This window comes from Streptomyces sp. 11x1, from assembly GCF_032598905.1.
GTDB lineage: Bacteria > Actinomycetota > Actinomycetes > Streptomycetales > Streptomycetaceae > Streptomyces.
Genome location: NZ_CP122458.1, coordinates 8,041,048 through 8,063,877 on the forward strand (window position 1 = coordinate 8,041,048; position 22,830 = coordinate 8,063,877).

18 protein-coding genes are annotated in these 22,830 nt (G+C 71.1%); 14 read left to right on the forward strand and 4 right to left on the reverse strand.

What is annotated here, in order from left to right; genetic code table 11:
- Positions 1-201: 201 nt before the first annotated feature.
- The 4 genes from P8T65_RS35275 to P8T65_RS35290 all read right to left on the reverse strand — a co-directional run bounded on the left by P8T65_RS35275 (position 202) and on the right by P8T65_RS35290 (position 5,960).
- Positions 202-2,736, reverse strand: a complete 2,535-nt coding sequence (locus P8T65_RS35275) for a DUF3488 and transglutaminase-like domain-containing protein (RefSeq protein ID WP_316729206.1) — start codon at positions 2,734-2,736, stop codon at positions 202-204.
- On the reverse strand, positions 2,733-4,091 hold the full coding sequence (locus P8T65_RS35280; RefSeq protein ID WP_316729207.1) for a DUF58 domain-containing protein: 1,359 nt from the start codon (positions 4,089-4,091) through the stop codon (positions 2,733-2,735). Before P8T65_RS35280 ends, P8T65_RS35275 begins: the two co-directional genes overlap by 4 nt.
- Positions 4,088-5,128, reverse strand: a complete 1,041-nt coding sequence (locus P8T65_RS35285; protein WP_316729208.1) for a MoxR family ATPase — start codon at positions 5,126-5,128, stop codon at positions 4,088-4,090. The genes P8T65_RS35280 and P8T65_RS35285 overlap by 4 nt, the downstream gene beginning before the upstream one ends.
- Positions 5,129-5,414: 286 nt before the next feature.
- On the reverse strand, positions 5,415-5,960 hold the full coding sequence (locus tag P8T65_RS35290) for a carbonic anhydrase (RefSeq protein WP_316729209.1): 546 nt from the start codon (positions 5,958-5,960) through the stop codon (positions 5,415-5,417).
- Positions 5,961-6,315: 355 nt separating this feature from the next.
- Between P8T65_RS35290 and rsmH the strand changes: the two genes are divergently transcribed.
- The 14 genes from rsmH (at position 6,316) to P8T65_RS35360 (ending at position 22,778) form a co-directional block, all read left to right on the forward strand.
- Positions 6,316-7,272: a 16S rRNA (cytosine(1402)-N(4))-methyltransferase RsmH gene (gene rsmH / locus P8T65_RS35295; RefSeq protein WP_230212248.1), complete on the forward strand. Its 957-nt coding sequence runs from the start codon at positions 6,316-6,318 to the stop codon at positions 7,270-7,272.
- A gap of 145 nt (positions 7,273-7,417) precedes the next feature.
- Entirely contained in the window at positions 7,418-8,044 is a 627-nt protein-coding gene (locus P8T65_RS35300) for a hypothetical protein (RefSeq protein WP_316729210.1), read from the forward strand.
- A 191-nt stretch (positions 8,045-8,235) separates the two neighbouring features.
- A complete protein-coding gene (locus tag P8T65_RS35305; protein WP_316731828.1) occupies positions 8,236-10,017 on the forward strand; it encodes a penicillin-binding protein 2 in 1,782 nt (593 codons plus the stop codon).
- A 58-nt stretch (positions 10,018-10,075) separates the two neighbouring features.
- A complete protein-coding gene (locus P8T65_RS35310) occupies positions 10,076-11,803 on the forward strand; it encodes a UDP-N-acetylmuramoyl-L-alanyl-D-glutamate--2,6-diaminopimelate ligase (RefSeq protein WP_316729211.1) in 1,728 nt (575 codons plus the stop codon).
- A gap of 4 nt (positions 11,804-11,807) precedes the next feature.
- Positions 11,808-13,223, forward strand: a complete 1,416-nt coding sequence (murF, locus tag P8T65_RS35315) for a UDP-N-acetylmuramoyl-tripeptide--D-alanyl-D-alanine ligase (protein WP_316729212.1) — start codon at positions 11,808-11,810, stop codon at positions 13,221-13,223.
- Entirely contained in the window at positions 13,220-14,293 is a 1,074-nt protein-coding gene (gene mraY, locus P8T65_RS35320; RefSeq protein ID WP_230212254.1) for a phospho-N-acetylmuramoyl-pentapeptide-transferase, read from the forward strand. The genes murF and mraY overlap by 4 nt, the downstream gene beginning before the upstream one ends.
- The gene (gene murD / locus P8T65_RS35325; RefSeq protein WP_316729213.1) at positions 14,275-15,702 is read left to right on the forward strand and encodes a UDP-N-acetylmuramoyl-L-alanine--D-glutamate ligase; all 1,428 of its coding nucleotides are present in this window, start codon (positions 14,275-14,277) and stop codon (positions 15,700-15,702) included. The genes mraY and murD overlap by 19 nt, the downstream gene beginning before the upstream one ends.
- An 88-nt stretch (positions 15,703-15,790) precedes the next feature.
- On the forward strand, positions 15,791-17,137 hold the full coding sequence (gene ftsW, locus P8T65_RS35330; protein WP_316729214.1) for a putative lipid II flippase FtsW: 1,347 nt from the start codon (positions 15,791-15,793) through the stop codon (positions 17,135-17,137).
- A 6-nt stretch (positions 17,138-17,143) separates the two neighbouring features.
- On the forward strand, positions 17,144-18,232 hold the full coding sequence (gene murG, locus P8T65_RS35335; RefSeq protein WP_184895208.1) for an undecaprenyldiphospho-muramoylpentapeptide beta-N-acetylglucosaminyltransferase: 1,089 nt from the start codon (positions 17,144-17,146) through the stop codon (positions 18,230-18,232).
- Positions 18,233-18,256: 24 nt separating this feature from the next.
- Complete coding sequence (locus P8T65_RS35340; RefSeq protein WP_316729215.1) at positions 18,257-19,054, forward strand: FtsQ-type POTRA domain-containing protein; 798 nt, start codon at positions 18,257-18,259, stop codon at positions 19,052-19,054.
- Between the two features lie 279 nt (positions 19,055-19,333).
- The gene (gene ftsZ / locus P8T65_RS35345) at positions 19,334-20,527 is read left to right on the forward strand and encodes a cell division protein FtsZ (RefSeq protein ID WP_184895212.1); all 1,194 of its coding nucleotides are present in this window, start codon (positions 19,334-19,336) and stop codon (positions 20,525-20,527) included.
- Complete coding sequence (gene pgeF / locus P8T65_RS35350; protein ID WP_316729216.1) at positions 20,524-21,282, forward strand: peptidoglycan editing factor PgeF; 759 nt, start codon at positions 20,524-20,526, stop codon at positions 21,280-21,282. The genes ftsZ and pgeF overlap by 4 nt, the downstream gene beginning before the upstream one ends.
- A 5-nt stretch (positions 21,283-21,287) precedes the next feature.
- Positions 21,288-22,007, forward strand: a complete 720-nt coding sequence (locus P8T65_RS35355) for a YggS family pyridoxal phosphate-dependent enzyme (RefSeq protein WP_316729217.1) — start codon at positions 21,288-21,290, stop codon at positions 22,005-22,007.
- 129 nt (positions 22,008-22,136) lie between these two features.
- A complete protein-coding gene (locus P8T65_RS35360) occupies positions 22,137-22,778 on the forward strand; it encodes a cell division protein SepF (protein ID WP_316729218.1) in 642 nt (213 codons plus the stop codon).
- The last annotated feature ends 52 nt before the right edge of the window (positions 22,779-22,830 follow it).

Sequence of the window (22,830 nt, forward strand, 5' to 3'; positions counted from 1 at the left end):
GCCCGCGCATCAGGGCACGCCCCTCAGGGGCTGCATGTGGGGGGGCACACCGGCCACAGCCGGGCCGGTCACCGGAAGCCGGCGAACGCCCACCGGCGATCGACCACCGGCCGCCGCCTTGCTGTCGCGACCCCCGGACGGACGAACGGTCCTGTCCCCGCCGGGCGAACCCGGCGGGGACAGGACCGTGACGCGTCGGCGCTATCCGTTCCGACTCGGTGCGGGGCGTCGCCACGGCAGGCGTGGCGTGGGGAGCCGGGACAGCAGCTCGTCCCTGGTGTCCGCCCAGCGGGCCGCGAGGGCCCACACCACCCGGACGGTCGAACGCGGCAGCAGCAGTGCCCGCAATCTGGCGCGGCGGCCCGCGTGAGCCCTGAGACCGGCCCCGACCTGGTGCGCGTCCCGGGCGAGACCCGCCGGAACCTGCGGACGCGGAGCGAAGAGGACCTGCTCCACCGCCGCCGCCACCCGGTGCACCGCCTCGGCGGCGGCCGGTTCCAGCTCCCCGAGCCGCACGATCCGCGCGGCGGCCTTACGGGGCGTCTGCGACTCGTCGGGCGCGATCCCGTAGTCCCACGCCGTGTCGGCCACCTCCTGCCAGGCGGCCAGCGCATGAGCTGCCGCGGCCTCCGTGCGGCCGTAGGAGGTGGCCCTGTCCGGCGGAGCCGGGGAGCCCGGCGCCTCGCTGCCCTCGTGGGTCACCTCCCGCGCGGCGGCGGGCTCCTGGGCCCCCTTCGGCACCGCGCCCTGGTGCGCGCCCAGCCGCACGGACCGGACCCGCAGCCGCCACAGCATCGGCAGCAGCGGGATCGCCAGCAACAGAAGCGCTCCCGGGAGGATCAGCAGCGTCCAGGGTGAGAAGAACACCAGCCCCCAGAACGAGCGCTCCTCGTCGTCCGAACCCGGTACGGCCGCCGCCGACTCGGTCTCGCAGGCCCCCAGCTTCGCCTCCTGCGGCGTGCAGCTCTCGCTCGCCGACGGCTCGGCCGAGGGCGCCGTGGACGCCGACGACGAGGGACGGGGCACCTCGGGCAGCCCACCGGTGCCGGTGTCCTCGGGCACCGTGTACTCGGGCGTCGAACCCCGGTTGGGAGTGGGCTCGAAACGGGTCCAGCCCACGCCCTCGAAGTACAGCTCGGGCCAGGCGTGCGCGTCGCGCAGACCCACCGACATCGTGCCGTTCGTCTGCGGGGTGCCGGGGGTGAAGCCCACCGCCACCCGGGCCGGTATGCCCAGCGTGCGGGCCATGGACGCCATCGCGAAGGAGAAGTGGACGCAGAAGCCCTCCTTGTCCTGCAGGAACCGGGCTATCGCCCGAGCGCCCGTGCCCGACCGCACCTCCGTGTCGTAGGTGAACTCGCCGCTGAAGGCGAACCAGTCCTGGAGCTTCACCGCGCGCTCGTAGTCGTTCTTCGCGCCCTCGGTGACCTCCAGCGCCGTCCGCGCCACCACCGGCGGCAGCGAGGCCGGCACCTTGGTGTACTCCCGCCGCAGCGACGGCGGCGGCTCCGGTGCCGTGGCCAGCTGCTCCGCCGTGGGCTCCACGATCAGGCTCTCGACCTTGTACTGGGCGCCCTTGGTGTCCTGGCCGTGGTCACCGACGAGGGTGCGCCCCACGGGCTCGTACCGCCAGTCGCCGTCGATGTCCACGCTGGTCACCGGGTACGGCATCGGCAGCCAGTTCTGCTCGTAGTCCTCCGACGCGACGATCCGGGTCTCGATCGACGTCCGCTTGACGTCGGAGGCGAGACCGGTCGGGGTGCCGAAGTCGTCCGGGACCCCGGTGATGGAGCGCTCGGTCGGGGTCCACGAGGTCCCGTTGAAGTTGTCCAGGGAGACGATCCGCAGATACATCTCCTGCACGTTGTCGGTGTTGGTGCGGTACGACAGGACCTGGCGGTCCTCGTCCACGTTCAGGCTGCCGCGCAGCTGCACCACCGGGTTCACCGCGGCGATCGTGCCGCCGCCACCGGAGCCCCCGCCGAGACCGGCGCCCGTGCCGTCCAGGAGGCCCCCGTCGAGGGAGGGCAGCCCGAGCGGCACCACCAGGGCGATGCCCAGCGCGACCGCGCCGATGCGCCGCCCGGTGCGCACGGGCGCCACGGGGCCGCCCGCGGACTCCGGGCGCTGGGGGCCCTGGGGCGCGCCGCCGAAGACCCTGCCCCACTGCGAGAGCCGGTCGCGGCTCTCGGTCAGGAGCAGCAGCAGATAACCGGCCGAGGCCAGCACGAACCACAGCCACGCGGCGCCGTCGGAGAGTCCCGCCGCGACCGAGTACAGCGCGAGCAGGGGGAGGCCGGCGGGGGCGGCGCTGCGGAACGTCACCGCGAGGGCGTCCACCAGCAGGCCTATCACCAGCACACCGCCGATGATCATCAGGCGGATGCCGTCGGTCAGCGGCGCCGGGATGGCGTACCGCCCGACGTCCTCACCGCCGTTCTGCAGCAGCGTCGCGAAGTACTGGAAGGCCTCGGGGCCGGGGACGATCCCGGCCACCGCCCGCTCCCGGGCGAAGACCAGCGTCAGCATCATCAGGGTGACCAGGGCCTGGGCGGCCACGGTCAGCGGCCGGGCCAGCGGGACGCGCCGGGTGAGCGCTCCCACACCGGTCTGCACGCCCAGCATGAGCGCCGCCTGGATGATCCACGTCGCCGGGTCCACCAGCGGCAGCAGTGCGCACGCCGCCATGATCGTGGCGGCCCAGGCGCACAGCGCCAGTCTCGCCCGCCCGCTCATGACCGTCCCTCCGTGCCGCTCCCGGACAGCACTCCGGTGCGCTGTCTGTCCGCCTGTCGCCACAGGTCCGTCAGCGAGGCGCCGCGCGGCACGGTCAGCGCCGTCCAGCCCGCCTCGTGCAGCAGCCGCAGCGACTCCTCGCTCGCGCTCCCGGCACCGGGCACCTCGCCCGGTTCGGTCGTCCACGCCTCGCTGTCCAGCAGGAAGGCGACCGCCCCACCGCCGCGCCGGCGCATCTTGCCGAGCACCGCCGTCTGCTCGTCGTCGAGGTCGCCGAGGAAGGCGACCAGCAGCCCCTCGTTCCCGCCGCGCAGCACGTCGTACGCGGGCGACAGGCTCGTGCCGGCGGAGTGGTCGATCACCGCGAGGGTGTCCATCATCAGTCCGGCCGCGTCGGCCGACTCCTGGCTGGCGCCCGCGAACCCGTCGGCGCCCTCGCCGGGCACCGAGCTGCCGGTGTCCGTCAACAGCCTGACGGAGAAGCCCCGTTCGAGCATGTGGACCAGCATGGAGGCGGCGCCGGAGACAGCCCACTCGAAGGCGGAGTCGGGGCCCGCGCCGAGGAACGCCTCGGCCCGGGTGTCCAACAGCACCGTGCAGCGGGCACGCTGCGGCTGTTCCTCGCGGCGCACCATCAGCTCGCCGTAGCGCGCGGTCGAACGCCAGTGCACCCGGCGCAGGTCGTCGCCGTGCCGGTAGCCGCGCGGGATCACGTCGTCCTCGCCGGCCAGCGCCAGCGAGCGCTGCCGCCCGTCGCCGTACCCCTTGGCCTCGCCGCTCAGCCGTACCGGCGGCAGGGCCTCCACACGCGGGACGACGGTCAGCGTGTCGTACGTCGAGAAGGACCGGGTCAGCTCGCACATGCCGAACGGGTCGGTCAGGCGCAGCTGCAGCGGGCCCAGCGGATAGCGGCCGCGCAGATCGGAGCGGACCCGGTACGACACCTCGCGACGCCCGCCTGCCTCCACCCGGTCCAGCACGAACCGGGGGCGCGGACCGAGCACGTACGGCACCCGGTCCTGGAGCATCAGCAGCCCGGTGGGCAGCCGCGAGACGTTGTCCATCCGCAGATGGACACGCGCCTCGCTGCCGGCGGGCACGCGTCCGGGGGAGAGGCGGCGGCTGCCCGCGACCCGGTACCGGGTGCGGTACAGCACGGTCGCGCAGACCAGCGGCAGCACGGCGAGCAGCAGGCCGACCCGGAGCAGATCGCTCTGCCCGAGGACGTAGGCGCAGACCGCGGCCGCCACGCCGGCCGCCAGGAAGGAGCGTCCGCGCGTGGTGAGGCCGGCGAGGGCCGTGCGCAGCCCGCCCTTGTCCTGTTCCGGGGCGGGCGCCGGCCCTCCGGTGCTCATCCAAGCCTCCGCGGCGGCTGCTGCGGGTACGCGGGCGTGGCGTGGACCGAGCCGTACCCGCTCTGCGCCTGGGGGGCCTGCGGCACGGGGGTGCGCTGCAGGATCTCCTGGACCACCTGCTCCGGCGTACGCCGGTTGAGCTGCGCCTGGGCGGTGGGCAGCAGCCGGTGGGCGAGGATGGACACGGCCAGCGACTGGATGTCGTCCGGCAGGGCGTACTCCCGGCCGCTGAGGGCGGCGGTCGCCCTCGCCGCACGCAGCAGATGCAGCGTGGCGCGCGGCGAGGCGCCGAGTCTGAGGTCCGGATGGGTGCGGGTGGCGCCGACCAGATCCACCGCGTACCGCCGCACCGTTTCCGCGACGTGCACGCCCCGGACCGCCTCGATCAGCTTCACGATCTCGTGCGCGTGCGCCACCGGCTGCATGTCCTCCAGCGGCGAGACCCCGCCGTGGATGTCGAGCATCTGCAGCTCGGCCTCCGGGCTCGGGTAGCCGACGGAGACGCGGGCCATGAAGCGGTCGCGCTGGGCCTCCGGCAGCGGGTAGGTGCCCTCCATCTCCACCGGGTTCTGCGTGGCCACCACCATGAAGGGGCTCGGCAGCTCGTATGTGGTGCCGTCGATCGTGACCTGGCGCTCCTCCAGGGACTCCAGGAGCGCGGACTGCGTCTTCGGCGAGGCGCGGTTGATCTCGTCGCCGATCACGATCTGCGAGAAGATCGCGCCCGGCTTGAACTCGAACTCCTTGCGCTGCTGGTCCCAGATGGACACACCCGTGATGTCCGACGGCAGCAGGTCCGGTGTGAACTGGATACGCCGCACCGAGCAGTCGATGGACCGCGCCAGTGCCTTGGCCAGCATGGTCTTGCCGACGCCGGGTACGTCTTCGATCAGAAGATGTCCCTCGGCGAGCAGCACTGTCAGCGAAAGCCGTACGACCTCAGGCTTGCCCTCGATCACTTGTTCGACAGAACTGCGGACTCGCTCCACAGTGCTGGTCAGATCAGTGAGGCTCGCTCGATCGTCATAGGTCGTCACCCGGCCCTCCTCGGCCCGTTCTTTCTCCGGGCCGTCGCTCTGCGATGCGGACCGGCCCACCCCGAAACACGGACACCACGCGTGAACTGCTCAGCGTGACGCCACACCCGCATTCTTGCTGCCGTTACCAATCCGTGTCACTCGCCTGTGGATAACCGTCCGTGATATGTCAGGTTTGCGGCGTTCTGCCGGGCGAGATGCCGGCAGATTGACAGCAAAGCGGGGCTGCGCGGAACCGCCCTCGGGCGGCAGGAGGGCGGTTCCGACCCTACGGTTTCGACGGGGCTCAGGCCGCGTCGATCTCCCGGAGCAGGCCGGTCTTCACGTCGAAGACGAAGCCGCGCACGTCGTCGGAGTGCAGCAGGAACGGGTTGGTGCGGATCCGCTGCATGGACTGCCGTACGTCCTGGTCGACGTCCCGGAAGGACTCCACCGCCCACGCCGGGCGCTGGCCGACCTCGGCCTCCAGTTCGGTGCGGAAGTCCTCGGTGAGGGACTCCAGGCCGCAGCCGGTGTGGTGGATGAGGACGATGCTGCGGGTGCCGAGCTTGCGCTGACTGATGGTGAGGGAGCGGATCACGTCGTCGGTGACCACACCGCCCGCGTTGCGGATGGTGTGACAGTCGCCCAGCTCCAGGCCGAGCGCGTCGTGCAGGTCGAGGCGGGCGTCCATGCACGCCACGACCGCGACACGCAGGACGGGGCGGGCGTCCATCCCGGGGTCGGTGAATGCGGCGGCGTAGCGCTGGTTCGCCTCGACGAGGCGGTCGGTGACGGTGCCGTCGGTTATGGCGCCTTCGGGGCCGGTGGGAACTGCTGCGGAGGTCGTCATAGCGAAGACGGTACTGGTCACGGCCGCCGAGGGCGCTCTGTGAGAGAGGACAAAGAACGTCATTGAGCCTTGTTGTGAGGTAACCCACAGGAGTGGCGGGATCACGGCTGTACGGGTGATTTGGTCGGACTCGCGGCTTCGTCCGGACCGGCGCCGCGACGCGCAGGCCGGTTGATTGACCGCGTGGGGCCGTGGACTAAAGTGACGCCGAGCGGGAGGCGGGGCCGGACGGCAAGGTGACGACGGGCCCCACGTCCCCCGCTGGACCGAAACCCAAGGAGAACCGGCGAGAGCCCGGCGTCTCCCCGCGTGCGCGGCGCGTACGTGCGGCTCGCGCCGGACCTGAGAGGGCCCCTTGAGCAACAGCCGCCACGTCCCCGTCATGCTCCAGCGGTGTCTGGACATGCTGGCCCCGGCCCTCACGGCGCCCGGCGCGGTGGTGGTCGACTGCACGCTCGGCCTCGGCGGCCACAGCGAAGCGCTCCTGACCCGGTTCCCCGAGGCCCGCCTCGTCGCCCTCGACCGGGACAAGGAGGCCCTGCGCCTCTCCGGCGAGCGCCTCGCCCCCTTCGGCGACCGCGCCACCCTCGTGCACGCCGTCTACGACGAACTCCCCGACGTGCTCGACCGCCTGGGCCTCCCGCGCGTCCAGGGCGTCCTGTTCGACCTGGGCGTCTCCTCCATGCAACTCGACGAGGCGGACCGGGGCTTCGCGTACGCCCAGGACGCGCCCCTCGACATGCGCATGGACCAGACGACGGGCATCAGCGCCGCCGAGGTCCTCAACACCTACCCGGCGGGCGAACTCGTCCGGATCCTCCGGGCGTACGGCGAGGAGAAGCAGGCCAAGCGGATCGTGTCCGCGATCGTGCGCGAGCGCGACAAGGAGCCGTTCGCCAACAGCGCCCGACTCGTCGAGCTGATCCGCGACTCCCTGCCGCAGGCCGCCAAGCGCACCGGCGGCAACCCCGCCAAGCGCACCTTCCAGGCCCTGCGCATCGAGGTCAACGGCGAACTCACCGTCCTGGAACGGGCGATCCCCGCCGCGGTGAAGGCCCTCGCGGTCGGCGGCCGGATCGCCGTGCTGTCGTACCACTCGCTGGAGGACCGGCTGGTGAAGCAGGTCCTCGCGGCCGGAGCCGCCACCACCGCCCCGCCCGGACTGCCCGTCGTCCCCGAGCGCTATCAGCCGAGGCTCAAGCTCCTCACCCGTGGTGCCGAACTTCCCACCGAGGAAGAGGTCGCCGAGAACCGGCGCGCCGCCCCCGCGCGTCTGCGCGGGGCGGAACGCGTGCGGGAGGACGTCGCATGAGACGCGTGACGCGCATCGGCCGCGTGCGACGCACGAGGCGGACGAGGCGACCGCACACGGTGTGAAGGGGACGGTGAGTGAGTCCGACAAACGAACTCGCGGGGACGCCGGGCGAGTCCGGCACCCGACCCCACAGGGAGGGCGCGTGAGCAGGAAACCCGAACTGAGGGGCCGGGCGGCCCGTCTCGCGCGGCTCCTGCCCACGCGGCCCAAGGGCGCCGCCCGCACCCCCTTCGTCCTCCTGGTCGTCCTTCTCCTGGGCGGCGGCCTCATCGGCCTCCTCGTGCTGAACTCCGCGCTCAGCGAAGGGTCGTTCAAGCTCGATGACCTCCAGGACGACGTGAAGAGCTACACCGACGAGGAACAGGCGCTCCAACGGGACGTGGACGCCTATTCCGCGCCCGACGCCCTCCAACGCCGCGCCCGTGAGCTGGGCATGGTCCCCGGCGGCGACCCGGCCTTCCTCGACCCCGACGGCACGGTCAAGGGCGTCCCGAGCGCCGCCCAGCAGACCGCGGCCCGGATGCCGCTCGTCCTCGCACCCGAGATCCTCGACCCCGGCCCGCCCGCGAGCCCCACGCCCTCCGGGAGCCCGACACACCCCGGGAGCCCGACGTCCTCCGGCTCCCCGACACCGCCCCCCACGCCGACGCCGACCGGGCCCGAGCCGCAGTCGCACGCGCGGACGCCGCAGCCCCCGGCCGCCCCCGCCGCGACCCCCACCACACCGCCCGCACAGCCCACCCAGCTCCCGACGACCCCCGGCAGGTGACGGAAGTGGCCGATTCAGGCAGGCAGCCCCCCCGCCGCCGCGTACCCGGACCAGCCCGGCCCGCACGACCCGGCGGCCAGCAGCGCCGACCGGGACCTGGCGCCCGCCCCGCCGCACAGCGCCGTCCGGCCGCGCCCCGGCAGCCGCCCGGGCGCACCATCCGGCTGGGCAGCCCCCGCCCCCGGCTGCGCATGGTGAGCCTCGCGCTGACCCTGGTGATGATCGCCTTCGTCGTACGGCTGCTCCAGGTGCAGGCCGTCGACGCGAGCGAGTACGCCGCCAAGGCCGACCAGAACCGTTACGTCGGCAGGGTGCTGGCCGCCGAGCGCGGTGGTATCACCGACCGCAACGGCGTCGCCCTGGCGATGAGCACCGACGCCAACGACATCACCGCCGACCCGACGATGTTCACGCGCGAAGAGCTGAAGGTCGACGACGGCCCCGAGCAGGCGGCAGCGCTCCTCGAGCCGATCCTCGGCGCGGACCAGGAGACGCTCACCGAGAAGCTCCGCACCAAGAACACGCGCTATGTGCTGCTCGCCCGCCGCCAGACCCCCCAGGTGTGGAACCAGATCAGCGACCTGAAGACCGCGCTCGTCAAGCGGGCCGCGGACGAGAAGGACACGGTCAACGTCCTGGCCGGCGTCTTCCAGGAGCCCAGCAGCAAGCGCGTGTACCCCAACGGTGACCTCGCCGCCGGGATACTGGGCTGGGTCAACGCCGAGGGCAAGGGCGGCGGCGGCATCGAGCAGCAGTGGAACGACCGTCTCTCGGGCAAGGACGGCAAGATCCGCTACGCCCAGTCGGGCGGCCGTCTCGTGCCCACCGCGGGCTCCACCGAGACGCCCGCGGTCGCCGGCTCCGACGTCGAGCTGACCATCGACCGCGACATCCAGTGGGCCGCGCAGAACGCCATCACCGAGCAGGTGAAGAAGTCCAAGGCGGACCGCGGTTACGTGATGGTGCAGGACACCCGCACCGGCGAGATCCTCGCCATGGCCAACTCGCCCGGCTTCGACCCCAACGACCTCACCAAGGCGAACCCGGACGCGCTCGGCAACGCGGCCCTCCAGGACGCCTACGAACCCGGCTCCACCGCCAAGGTCATGTCGATGGCCGCCGTGCTGGAGGAGAACGTCGCCACCCCGGGCACCCATGTCACCGTGCCCAACCGGCTGCACCGGGGCGACCGGCTCTTCAAGGACGACATCGACCACCCGACCTGGTACCTGACGCTCAACGGCGTCCTCGCCAAGTCGAGCAACATCGGCACGATCCTCGCCACCGGCGAACTCGGCCGCAACCAGCAGGAGTCCAACAAGATCCTCTACAACTACCTGCGCAAGTTCGGCCTCGGCGAGTACACCGGCCTGGGCTTCCCCGGCGAGACCAAGGGCATCCTCGCCGCACCCGGCGACTGGTCGACCTCGCAGCAGTACACGATCCCTTTCGGCCAGGGCGTGTCGATGAACGCCATGCAGGCGACCTCCGTCTACTCGACCATCGCCAACGGCGGCGTACGCGTCGAACCGACCCTCGTGCGGGGCACCAAGGGGCCCGACGGCCGCTTCACCCCCGCCCCGAAGCCCGGGAAGACCAGGGTCGTGAGCGAGAAGACGGCGAAGACCCTCGCCCGGATGCTGGAGTCCGTCGTGGACGACGAGGAGGGCACGGGCACCAAGGCCCGCATCCCCGGCTACCGGGTCGCGGGCAAGACGGGTACGGCCAACCGTGTGGATCCCGCCACCGGCAGATACCGGGGCTACACCTCGTCGTTCGCCGGGTTCGCGCCCGCCGACAAGCCACGGATCACCGTCTACTGCGCGATCCAGAACGCCACCAAGGGCAACTACTTCGGCGGCCAGATCTGCGGCCCCATCTACAAGGAAGTCATGGAGTTCGCCCTGAAGACCCTCCAGGTGCCGCCCACCGGGGCCAAGCCCGCGAACCTGCCCGTCACCTTCGCCCCCTGACCCGCCCCGTCCCACCCCGATCCGCCCGCCGATCAGCGCAACAGCCAGGAACCGACTCGTGACCATGATCACTCCCGACCCCGGGAACCACGCCCCCGAGCCCCGCTCGCACAAACCCTCTCCCACCCGTCACCCACCACCGCCCTTGCCGGACCGCGCTTCGCGCGGGCTGCCCTTTGGCTCCCGCGGGGGTGCGCCCGGTACGCTCACCGCCGTGCCACACGCTGATCAGTCCCAAACCACCCAGAAGGACGTTCCCGTGACATATCCGGGACCGCCCAGGCCGGCCCACGTCTCCGCCACACCCCTCGCGGAACTCGCCGGCCAGCTGGGTGCCGAGCAGCCGGCGAGCGCGGACGCCACCCAGGTCACGGGCATCACCCACGACTCGCGCGCCGTCCGCCCCGGCGACCTGTACGCCGCCCTGCCCGGTGCCCGTCTGCACGGAGCCGACTTCGTGGACCAGGCCGTCGGCCTCGGTGCCGTCGCCGTCCTCACCGACCCCGGCGGCGCCGAGCGCGCCGCCGCGGCCGGGCTGCCGGCCCTCGTCGTCGACAACCCGCGCGCGCGGATGGGCGAGCTGGCGGCCACCATCTACGGCCGGCCGGGCGGCGACCTGCTGCAGATCGGCATCACCGGCACCTCGGGCAAGACCACCACCGCCTACCTCGTGGAGGGCGGCCTGCGGACCGTCCGCTCCACCGGACTCATCGGCACCGTCGAGATGCGCATCGGCGACGAGCGCATCAAGTCCGAGCGGACCACCCCCGAGGCCACCGACCTCCAGGCCCTGTTCGCCGTCATGCGCGAACGCGGTGTGGACTCGGTCGTCATGGAGGTCTCCAGCCACGCCTTGGTCCTCGGCCGGGTCGACGGCTGCGTCTTCGACGTCGCCGTCTTCAACAACCTCAGCCCGGAGCACATGGAGTTCCACTCCGGCATGGAGGACTACTTCCAGGCCAAGGCGCAGCTCTTCACCCCGGAGCGCAGCAGGCTCGGCGTCGTCAACCTCGACGACGAGTACGGCCGCCGGCTCGTCGACGAGGCCACCGTCCCGGTCGTCACCTTCTCCGCCGAGGGCCACCCCGACGCCGACTGGCGCGCCGAGGACGTCCGGGTCGGCCCGCTGGACTCGACGTTCACCGCGGTCGGACCCAAGGGTGAGCGGATTGTCGCCAGGTCGCCGCTGCCGGGCACCTTCAACGTCGCCAACACCCTGGCCGCCGTCGCCACGCTGGCCGTCGCCGGGATCGACCCGCAGACCGCCGCCGACGGCATCGCGGCCGTACCGGGTGTGCCGGGCCGGCTGGAGCGGGTGGACGCCGGGCAGCCGTACCTCGCGGTCGTCGACTACGCCCACAAGACGGACGCCGTCGAGTCGGTCCTCAAAGCGCTGCGCAAGGTCACCGAGGGCAGGCTGCACGTCGTGCTCGGCTGCGGCGGCGACCGGGACACCACCAAGCGCGGACCGATGGGCGCCGCCATGGCCCGGCTCTCCGACACCGCCGTACTGACCTCCGACAACCCTCGCTCCGAGGACCCCCTCGCGATCCTCGCGACCATGCTCGAAGGCGCGGCGTCCGTGCCGGCCCACGAGCGCGGCGAGGTCCTCCTCTTCGAGGACCGGGCCGCCGCGATCGCCGCGGCCGTGGCCCGCGCACGGCCGGGCGACACCGTGCTCGTCGCGGGCAAGGGCCATGAGCAGGGCCAGGACATCGCCGGCGTGGTCCGTCCCTTCGACGACCGCCAGGTGCTCCGCGAAGCTATCCAGCAGACCCAGGGATGAACTTGTGATCGCCCTCTCTCTCGCCGAGATCGCAGAAGTCGTCGGCGGGCAGACGCACGACATACCGGATCCGTCGGCGCTGGTCACCGGACCGGTCGTCCGGGACTCCCGTGAGGTGGAACCGGGCAGCCTCTTCGTCGCCTTCGCGGGCGAGCGCGTGGACGGACACGACTTCGCGGCCGCGGTCGTCGAGGCGGGCGCGGCAGCGGTGCTGGCGTCCCGCCCCGTCGGCGTGCCCGCGATCGTGGTCCCCGATGTGCAGGCGGCGCTCGGCGCCCTCGCCCGCCACGTCGTGCGCCGGCTCGGCACGACCCTGGTGGCCCTCACCGGCTCCGCCGGCAAGACCAGCACCAAGGACCTGATCGCCCAGGTGCTCCGGCGCAAGGCGCCGACGGTGTTCACGCCCGGCTCCCTCAACAACGAGATCGGGCTGCCCCTCACCGCCCTCAGCGCCACGGAGGAGACCCGTTTCCTCGTCCTGGAGATGGGCGCCCGCGGCATCGGCCACATCCGGTACCTCACCGAGCTGACCCCGCCGAGAATCGGTCTCGTGCTCAACGTCGGCACCGCCCACATCGGCGAGTTCGGCGGCCGCGAACAGATCGCCCAGGCCAAGGGCGAGCTGGTGGAGGCCCTGCCCCCCGTCGAGGACGGCGGCGCCGCGATCCTCAACGCCGACGACCCCCTGGTACGCGCCATGGCCTCCCGTACGAAGGCCCGGGTGATCCTCTTCGGAGAGTCCGGCGAAGCGGACGTACGCGCCGAGAACGTGACGCTCACCGAGGCCGGACAGCCCTCGTTCAGGCTTCACACACCCTCCGGTGCAAGTGATGTGACCATGCGCCTGTACGGTGAGCACCACGTGTCGAACGCGCTCGCCGCGGCCGCCGTCGCCCATGAGCTGGGCATGTCCGCAAGTGAGATCGCCACCGCGCTCTCCGAGGCGGGCTCCCTCTCCCGCTGGCGCATGGAGGTCACCGAGCGCCCGGACGGCGTGACGGTCGTCAACGACGCCTACAACGCGAACCCCGAGTCCATGCGGGCCGCTCTGCGCGCGCTCGCAGCCATGGGCAAGGGGCGGCGGACCTGGGCGGTGCTCGGCAAGATGGCCGAGCTCGGGGACGAATCGCTCGCCGAGCACGACGCGGTCGGACGGCTCGCCGTCCGGCTCAATGTCGGCAAGCTCGTCGCGGTCGGGGGCAGGGAAGCGTCCTGGCTGCAACTGGGCGCATACAACGAGGGTTCGTGGGGTGAGGAGTCGGTGCACGTGTCCGACGCACAGGCGGCGGTCGACCTGTTGCGCAGTCAGTTGCGCCCGGGGGACGTCGTACTCGTGAAGGCGTCCCGGTCGGTCGGGCTCGAGAGCGTGGCGCAGGCGCTGCTCGACAGCGGCAACGAGGGTGAGGTTGCCGCGCGATGATGAATCAGATCCTGTTCGCAGGAGTCATCGGTCTCTTCCTGACCCTGGTCGGTACCCCGTTGCTGATCAAGCTGCTGGCCCGCAAGGGCTACGGCCAGTACATCCGGGACGACGGCCCGCGCGAGCACGCCAGCAAGCGCGGTACGCCGACCATGGGTGGTATCGCCTTCATCCTGGCGACGATCGTCGCGTACTTCCTGGCCAAGGTGATCTCTGGCCAGCCGCCGACCTTCTCCGGTCTGCTGGTGCTCGGCCTGATGGCGGGCATGGGCCTCGTCGGCTTCCTCGACGACTACATCAAGATCGTCAAGCGCCGTTCGCTCGGTCTGCGGGCCAAGGCGAAGATGGCCGGCCAGCTGATCGTCGGTATCGCCTTCGCGGTCCTCGCGCTGCAGTTCCCGGACGCCCGCGACCAGACGCCGGCCTCCACCAAGCTCTCGTTCGTGCAGGACTTCGGCTGGTCCATCGGCCCGGTGCTGTTCGTGATCTGGGCGCTGTTCATGATCCTCGCCATGTCGAACGGCGTGAACCTCACCGACGGTCTGGACGGCCTCGCCACCGGTGCCTCGGTGCTCGTCTTCGGCGCGTACACGTTCATCGGCGTCTGGCAGTTCCAGGAGTCCTGCGCCAACACGGAGACGCTGACCAACCCGACCGCCTGCTACGAGGTACGGGATCCGCTCGACCTGGCGATCGTGGCCTCGGCGCTGATGGGCGCCTGCCTCGGCTTCCTGTGGTGGAACACCTCGCCGGCCAAGATCTTCATGGGCGACACGGGTTCGCTGGCCCTCGGCGGCGCGCTCGCCGGTCTCGCGATCTGCTCCCGCACCGAGCTGCTCCTCGCGCTCCTCGGCGGGCTGTTCGTCCTCATCACCATGTCGGTCGTCATCCAGGTCGGTTCGTTCAAGCTGACCGGCAAGCGGGTCTTCCGGATGGCCCCGCTCCAGCACCACTTCGAGCTCAAGGGCTGGTCCGAGGTCCTGGTCGTGGTCCGCTTCTGGATCATCCAGGGCATCTGTGTGATCGTCGGACTGGGCCTCTTCTACGCGGGATGGGCAGCGGACAAGTGACCGAGTGGCAGGGCAAGCACGTCACCGTCGCCGGGCTGGGCGTCTCGGGCATCCCGGCGGCCAAGGTCCTGCACGGCCTCGGCGCGGTGGTCACGGTCGTCAACGACGGCGACGACGAACGCGCCCGCGCCCAGGCCGCCGAACTGGAGGCGCTCGGCATCACCGTGCGCCTCGGCGACGGCGCGACCCTGCCGCAGGGCACCGAACTCGTCGTCACCGCCCCGGGCTGGAAGCCGGACAAGCCGCTCTTCACGGCCGCCCGCGCGGCCGGCCTGGAGATCTGGGGCGACGTCGAACTCGCCTGGCGGCTGCGGGGCCCCGACGCCGCCCCCTGGCTGGCTGTCACGGGCACCAACGGCAAGACCACCACCGTCCAGATGCTCGCCTCGATCCTGACGGCCGCGGGCCTGCGCACGGCCGCCGTCGGCAACATCGGGGTCTCGCTGCTGGACGCGGTCCTCGGTGACGAGGAGTACGACGTCCTGGCCGTCGAGCTCTCCAGCTACCAGTTGCACTGGGCGCCCTCGCTGCGCGCCCACTCCGCCGCCGTCCTCAACCTCGCACCCGACCACCTCGACTGGCACGGCTCCATGGAGGCGTACGCCGCCGACAAGGGCCGCGTCTACGAGGGCAACCGGATCGCCTGCGTCTACAACGTCGCCGACAAGGCCACCGAGGATCTGGTGCGTGAGGCGGACGTCGAGGAGGGCTGCCGGGCCGTCGGCTTCACGCTCGGCACGCCCGGCCCCTCCCAACTCGGTGTGGTGGACGGCATCCTGGTCGACCGCGCCTTCGTCGAGAACCGGCAGAAGAACGCCCAGGAACTCGCCGAGCTCTCGGATGTGGACCCGCCGGCCCCGCACAACATCGCCAACGCCCTCGCGGCCGCCGCCCTCGCCCGCGCCTACGGGGTGCCCGCCGCGGCCGTACGCGACGGTCTGCGGGCCTTCACCCCGGACGCCCACCGCATCGCGCACGTCGCCGACGTGGACGGTGTGGCGTACGTCGACGACTCCAAGGCCACCAACACGCACGCGGCGGGGGCCTCGTTGGCGGCGTACGAGTCGATCGTGTGGATCGCCGGCGGACTCGCCAAGGGAGCCACCTTCGACGAACTCGTCGCCGGTGCCGCCGGGCGGCTGCGGGGCGTCGTGCTGATCGGCGCGGATCGCGCGCTGATCCGGGAAGCGCTCGCGCGACACGCGCCCCAAGTGCCGGTCGTCGACCTCGACCGGACCGACACTGGGGCGATGCTCGCCGCCGTCCGCGAGGCGCGGACGCTGGCACGGACGGGCGACACGGTGCTGCTGGCGCCGGCCTGTGCGTCGATGGACATGTTCGTCAACTACAACAGGCGTGGGGACGCGTTCGCGGAGGCTGTGCGCGAACTGGCCTCCACGGACGGCTGACCCGGCCCGGCTTCGCCTGGCGGCGCCGGGTGAGACTGGGAGGGACGCGTGACACGGAACTGGTCGGTCGGCGGCGAGGGCGCCCCCGATGCCGAGTAGCCGTACGAGCCGTGCGCCCCTCCAGCGTGTCACCCGGCGGCCCCCCGTCCCCCGGCCGCCGCGCGAGAACCCCCTGCGGCGGCTGCACACCCGGGCCCGCAAGGCCTGGGACCGGCCGCTGACCGCGTACTACCTGATCCTCGGCGGCAGTCTGCTGATCACCGTGCTGGGGCTGGTGATGGTCTACTCGGCCTCGCAGATCACCGCCCTGCAGAAGTCGCTGCCCGGGACCTTCTTCTTCCGCAAGCAGTTCCTCTCGGCCTCGATCGGCGCCCTGCTGCTGCTCGTGGCCTCGCGGATGCCGGTCAAGCTGCACCGTGCGCTGGCGTATCCGATCCTGGCCGGCTGTGTGTTCCTGATGGCCCTGGTTCAAGTGCCCGGGATAGGGCAGTCGGTCAACGGCAACCAGAACTGGATCGCCGTCGGCGGCTCCTTCCAGATCCAGCCCAGCGAGTTCGGCAAGCTGGCGCTCGTGCTGTGGGGTGCCGACCTGCTGGCCCGCAAGGAGGACAAGCGGCTGCTCACGCAGTGGAAGCACATGCTGGTGCCGCTCGTTCCGGTCGCGTTCCTGCTCCTCGGGCTGATCATGCTCGGGGGTGACATGGGCACCGCGATCATTCTCACGGCGATCCTGTTCGGCCTGCTGTGGCTCGCGGGCGCCCCGACCCGGCTCTTCGCGGGCGTGCTGTCGGTCGCCGGACTCCTCGGGTTCGTCCTGATCACCACCAGCGAGAACCGGATGGGCCGCCTGGCCTGCATCGGAGCCACCGAGCCCCGGACCGGCGCCGACTGCTGGCAGGCCGTGCACGGCATCTACGCCCTGGCCTCGGGCGGAATCTTCGGCTCCGGGCTCGGTGCCAGTGTGGAAAAATGGGGCCAACTCCCGGAAGCGCACACCGACTTCATCTTCGCCGTCACCGGTGAGGAACTGGGCCTCGCGGGGACGCTGTCGGTGCTCGCCCTCTTCGCGGCTCTAGGCTATGCGGGTATCCGCGTGGCCGGACGCACGGAGGACCCCTTCGTCAGGTATGCCGCGGGAGGCGTGACCACCTGGATCACCGCTCAGGCGGTGATCAACATCGGTGCGGTGCTCGGTCTGCTGCCGATCGCCGGAGTCCCGCTCCCGCTGTTCTCCTACGGGGGATCCGCCCTGCTGCCGACCATGTTCGCCATCGGGTTGCTGATCGCGTTCGCGCGCGACGAACCCGCTGCGCGGGCGGCGCTTGCGATGCGGCAACCTCGCTTTGGTAGAAAACGGGGCGGCGGTCCTTCGGGGCCCGGGAGATGGAACACGATGCGACGGCGTGTCTCGGCACGTTCGTCCGGAGAGCGGTGAATTTCGGTGCATGTCGTACTCGCCGGTGGCGGAACCGCCGGTCACATCGAGCCCGCGCTCGCCCTCGCGGACGCCCTGCGCAGGCAGGACCCGACCGTGGGCATCACGGCCCTGGGCACGGAGCGCGGCCTCGAGACACGCCTCGTCCCCGAGCGCGGCTACGAACTCGCGCTGATCCCCGCCGTACCCCTGCCGCGCAAGCCCACCCCCGAGCTGATCACCGTGCCCGGTCGGCTGCGCGGCACGATCAAGGCGACCGAGCAGATCCTGGAGCGCACGAAGGCGGACGCGGTCGTCGGCTTCGGCGGCTACGTCGCCCTGCCCGGTTACCTGGCCGCCAAGCGGCTCGGCGTGCCGATCATCGTCCACGAGGCCAACGCCCGCCCCGGCCTCGCCAACAAGATCGGCTCCCGGTACGCCGCCCAGGTCGCCGTCTCCACCCCGGACAGCAAGCTCCGCGACGCCCGCTACATCGGCATCCCGCTGCGCCGCTCCATCGCCACGCTCGACCGGGCCGCCGTGCGCCCCGAGGCCCGCGCGCTGTTCGGCCTCGACCCCAACCTGCCGACCCTGCTGGTCTCCGGCGGCTCCCAGGGCGCGCGTCGGCTCAACGAGGTCGTCCAGCAGGTCGCGCCCTACCTCCAGCAGGCCGGGATCCAGATCCTGCACGCGGTCGGCCCGAAGAACGAACTGCCGCAGGTGCACCAGATGCCGGGAATGCCCCCTTATATCCCGGTACCGTACGTGGACCGGATGGACCTCGCGTACGCCGCGGCCGACATGATGCTCTGCCGCGCGGGCGCGATGACCGTCGCCGAACTCTCCGCCGTAGGGCTCCCGGCCGCCTACGTCCCGCTGCCCATCGGTAACGGCGAACAGCGGCTGAACGCCCAGCCGGTGGTCAAGGCCGGCGGCGGACTGCTGGTCGACGACGCGGAACTGACCCCCCAGTGGGTCCAGCAGAACGTGCTGCCCGTCCTGGCCGACCCGCACCGGCTGTACGAGATGTCCCGCGCCGCCAGCGAGTTCGGCCGCCGGGACGCCGACGACCTGCTCGTCGGGATGGTGTACGAGGCGATCGCGTCGCGCCGTTAAGGGCGCGGCAGGAGGCAGGGGAGCGTGGCCGGACCGACCACCGCCGAACGTGGCGCAGACGAGGATCTGGACTCCGGCCCGCCGCCCCGGCGGCGACTCCCCGGCCGCCGGGCGTTGATCGCCGCCGCGGTCGCCCTGGTCCTCATCGGAGGCGCCTGCGTCTGGACCCTGTACGGCTCCTCGTGGCTGAGGGTCGAGCGGGTCTCCGTGTCGGGCACCCGGGTGCTGACGGAGGCCCAGGTGCGCGAGGTGGCTGCCGTCCCGCTCGGCGACCCGCTGATCTCCGTCGACCTCGACGCGATCGAGTCACGGCTGCTCGCGAGATTGCCCCGAATCGACTCCGTCGAGGTAACCCGTTCCTGGCCCCATGGAATCGGGCTGAAAGTGAGTGAACGTACTCCGGTTCTGATTGTCGAAGCGACCGGAAATTCGGGCAACTACGTCGAAGTGGACGCGAAGGGTGTGCGTTTTGCCACGGTTTCACGTGCCCCGGAAGGTGTTCCCCTCCTGGAATTGACGGTCTCCAGGTCCGGTTCGTCCGCCGCCAGTCTGCGGCGATTCGGCGAGGACCGGCTCGTACGGGAGGCCGTACGGGTCGCCGACGCGATTCCGGCCGCGATCGCGCCCCAGACCCTGGTCGTCAAGGTCCGTTCCTACGACGCCATCTCGCTGGAGCTGAGCGGAGACCGTACGGTCGCCTGGGGCAGTGCGGAGAGGGGGCGCGCGAAGGGCCGCGCGCTCACCGCCCTGATGAAAGCGGCGCCCGATGCGGGGCACTTCGACGTGAGTGTCCCCACCGCGCCCGCGTCATCGGGGAGTTGACGCACATCCGCGCAGGCCAGCACCCTGGTTGGGCACCGCTACGGCTGATCACATAGGGTGAAAAGAAAAACGGGAGGTTCGGCGTGTTCGTTGAACGTGCGCCACTTGTCGACTTAGTGTCCTGTTCGGAAGAGTCCAAGGAACAGTCACACTGGTAACCCTAAACTTCAGCGTTAGGGTTCGGGTCGGCGTTCGGACCGTCCCACTTCGGCATCAGTCGTCGGCTCGCGGGTACCCCGCGAAGCGGCGACACGTAACTCGAGGCGAGAGGCCTTCGACGTGGCAGCACCACAGAACTACCTCGCAGTCATCAAAGTCATCGGTGTCGGCGGCGGTGGTGTCAATGCCATCAACCGGATGATCGAGGTCGGTCTCAAGGGCGTCGAGTTCATCGCCATCAACACCGACGCGCAAGCTCTGTTGATGAGCGACGCCGACGTCAAGCTCGACGTCGGCCGTGAACTCACCCGCGGACTCGGCGCCGGCGCCAACCCGGCCGTCGGCCGGAAGGCCGCCGAGGACCACCGCGAGGAGATCGAGGAGGTCCTCAAGGGGGCCGACATGGTCTTCGTGACGGCCGGCGAGGGCGGCGGCACCGGCACCGGCGGCGCGCCCGTCGTGGCCAACATCGCCCGCTCCCTCGGCGCCCTCACCATCGGCGTGGTCACCCGCCCCTTCACCTTCGAGGGCCGCCGCCGCGCCAACCAGGCCGAGGACGGCATCGCCGAGCTGCGCGAAGAGGTCGACACCCTCATCGTCATCCCGAACGACCGGCTGCTGTCCATCTCGGACCGCCAGGTCTCCGTGCTGGACGCGTTCAAGTCGGCCGACCAGGTCCTGCTCTCCGGTGTCCAGGGCATCACCGACCTGATCACCACCCCCGGTCTGATCAACCTCGACTTCGCCGACGTCAAGTCCGTCATGTCCGAGGCCGGTTCGGCCCTCATGGGCATCGGCTCGGCCCGCGGCGACGACCGCGCGGTGGCCGCCGCCGAGATGGCGATCTCCTCGCCGCTCCTGGAGGCCTCCATCGACGGCGCCCGCGGCGTCCTGCTCTCCATCTCCGGCGGCTCGGACCTCGGTCTGTTCGAGATCAACGAGGCCGCCCAGCTGGTCAGCGAGGCCGCCCACCCCGAGGCCAACATCATCTTCGGTGCGGTCATCGACGACGCCCTCGGCGACGAGGTCCGCGTCACGGTCATCGCGGCCGGCTTCGACGGCGGCCAGCCCCCGGCCAAGCGGGACAACATCCTCGGCTCGGCCGCGGCCAAGCGCGAGGAGCCCGCTCCGGCGCGGCCCGCCGAGAACCGCCCGTCCTTCGGCTCGCTCGGCAGCGTCAAGCCGAAGGAGGAGCCGCCGGCGCCCGCCCCGGAACCGGTGAACGAGGTTCCGGTCGCTCCGCCGGTCCCGCCGTCCCGGTCCTACTCGGACAGCGCCGCGGAGGAGCTGGACGTGCCGGACTTCCTCAAGTGATAGGACGGCGCGAGAACGTGAGCGGCGCGCACTTCGCCTTCACCGACAGGTGGGGCGGGGTGAGCGCCGCTCCGTATGAGGAGCTCAATCTCGGCGGGGCGGTCGGGGACGACGCGTCCGCTGTGACGACCAACCGGGAGCTGGCGGCCAAGTCGCTGGGTCTGGAACCCGACCGGGTCGTCTGGATGAACCAGGTGCACGGCGCGGATGTCGCCGTGGTCGACGGAGCGTGGGAGTCCGGCTCCGGCACTGGTTCCGGCTCCGCCTCCGGCGACATTCCGCCCGTCGACGCGATCGTCACCACCCGGCGCGGTCTCGCGCTCGCCGTACTCACCGCCGACTGTGTGCCCGTGCTGCTGGCCGACCCCGTCGCCGGGGTCGTCGCCGCCGCTCACGCGGGCCGGCCCGGCATGATCGCCGGGGTCGTCCCCGCGGCCGTACGGGCCATGGCCGAACTCGGCGCCGACCCCGCCCGGATCGTCGCCCGCACCGGACCCGCCGTCTGCGGCCGGTGTTACGAAGTGCCCGAGGCGATGCGCGCCGAGGTGGCCTCCGTCGAGCCGACGGCGTACGCCGAGACCAGTTGGGGCACGCCCTCCGTGGATGTGTGCGCCGGAGTGCACGCACAGCTGGAGCGCCTCGGGGTGCGCGACCGGGAGCAGTCGCCCGTGTGCACGCTGGAGTCGCGCGATCACTTCTCGTACCGTCGCGACCGCGCCACAGGGCGACTCGCGGGATATGTCTGGCTGGACTGAGAGGCATGACCGACCGTAAGACACAACTCGCCGGAAACCTGGCGAAGGTGGAGGAGCGCATCGCCGCGGCCTGCGTGGCCGCGGGCCGCAAACGGGAAGAGGTGACCCTGATCGTGGTCACCAAGACCTACCCGGCGAGCGATGTGCGGATCCTGTCGGAACTCGGTGTGCGCCACGTCGCCGAGAACAAGGACCAGGACGCGGCGCCCAAGGCGGCCGAATGCTCGGATCTGCCCCTTGTGTGGCACTTCGTGGGCCAGTTGCAGACCAACAAGGTCCGTTCTGTGGTGCGTTACGCGGATCTCGTGCAGTCCGTCGATCGTTCCAGGCTTGTCACGGCTGTGTCGAAAGAAGCCGTTCGGGCCGGACGTGAGGTGGGATGTCTCATCCAGGTCGCGCTCGACGCCGACGAGAGCGGCCGGGGGGAGCGAGGAGGTGTCGGTCCGGGCGGAATCGAAGAGCTGGCCGACCTCCTGGCCCGGTCGCCGGGAGTGCGGGTCGATGGTCTGATGACCGTCGCGCCGCTCACCGGGCAGTACGCCGGACGCCAACGGGCCGCGTTCGAGCGGTTGATGGATTTGTCGACCGACCTGCGCCGAGCCCATCCGGCTGCGAACATGGTCTCCGCAGGGATGAGTGCGGACCTCGAGGATGCCGTGGCGGCCGGAGCGACACATGTACGCGTCGGCACTGCGGTACTCGGAGTCCGTCCCGGGCTCGGGTAACGTCGCCAAGAAGTCGGACCACAGCAGAAAATATGGTCATTCCGTCGAGAGGCGGGCGCAACGACCTCGTGGATCGCGGGCACTTGGGAAGTCGTCAGTCGATCCACCACAGAGCGGAGGACTCAGAGCATGGCCGGCGCGATGCGCAAGATGGCGGTCTACCTCGGCCTCGTGGAGGACGATGGGTACGACGGCAGGGGATTCGACCCCGATGACGACTTCGAGCCCGAGCTCGACCCGGAGCCCGAGCGGGACCACCGCCGGCACGAGCCGGTGCACCAGTCACACCAGTCACATCAGTCCCAAAGGGATGAATCGGTACGAGTGGTGCAGCCCCCGGTGCAGCGCGAGCCGGTGTCGCACGCCGCTTCGCTCCCCGCGGAATCGGTGCGACCCGCCCGGATCGCGCCCGTGGCGTCCATCACACAAGAACGTTCGAGTCTGGAGAAGAACGCGCCGGTGATCATGCCCAAGGTCGTGTCCGAACGAGAGCCTTACCGGATCACCACGTTGCACCCGCGGACCTACAACGAGGCCCGTACCATCGGGGAACACTTCCGTGAGGGCACCCCGGTGATCATGAATCTGACTGAGATGGATGACACAGATGCGAAGCGACTTGTCGACTTTGCGGCCGGTTTGGTGTTTGGTCTTCACGGCAGCATCGAGCGGGTGACGCAGAAGGTGTTCCTGTTGTCGCCTGCTAACGTCGATGTCACGGCGGAGGACAAGGCCCGCATCGCAGAGGGCGGGTTCTTCAACCAGAGCTGAGACGTACGACCGAAAACAGCGGTAGAGCAACACGGCATTGGGGAGAGGGAAA

Excerpts from the sequence above, each read along its gene's own strand:
- P8T65_RS35275 (WP_316729206.1), bottom strand. The coding sequence starts at position 2,736 with ATGAGCGGGCGGGCGAGACTGGCGCTGTGCGCCTGGGCCGCCACGATC.
- P8T65_RS35280 (WP_316729207.1), bottom strand. The coding sequence starts at position 4,091 with ATGAGCACCGGAGGGCCGGCGCCCGCCCCGGAACAGGACAAGGGCGGG.
- P8T65_RS35290 (WP_316729209.1), bottom strand. The coding sequence starts at position 5,960 with ATGACGACCTCCGCAGCAGTTCCCACCGGCCCCGAAGGCGCCATAACC.
- P8T65_RS35305 (WP_316731828.1), top strand. The coding sequence starts at position 8,236 with ATGGTGAGCCTCGCGCTGACCCTGGTGATGATCGCCTTCGTCGTACGG.
- mraY (WP_230212254.1), top strand. The coding sequence starts at position 13,220 with ATGATGAATCAGATCCTGTTCGCAGGAGTCATCGGTCTCTTCCTGACC.
- murD (WP_316729213.1), top strand. The coding sequence starts at position 14,275 with ATGGGCAGCGGACAAGTGACCGAGTGGCAGGGCAAGCACGTCACCGTC.
- ftsW (WP_316729214.1), top strand. The coding sequence starts at position 15,791 with ATGCCGAGTAGCCGTACGAGCCGTGCGCCCCTCCAGCGTGTCACCCGG.
- P8T65_RS35355 (WP_316729217.1), top strand. The coding sequence starts at position 21,288 with ATGACCGACCGTAAGACACAACTCGCCGGAAACCTGGCGAAGGTGGAG.
- P8T65_RS35360 (WP_316729218.1), top strand. The coding sequence starts at position 22,137 with ATGGCCGGCGCGATGCGCAAGATGGCGGTCTACCTCGGCCTCGTGGAG.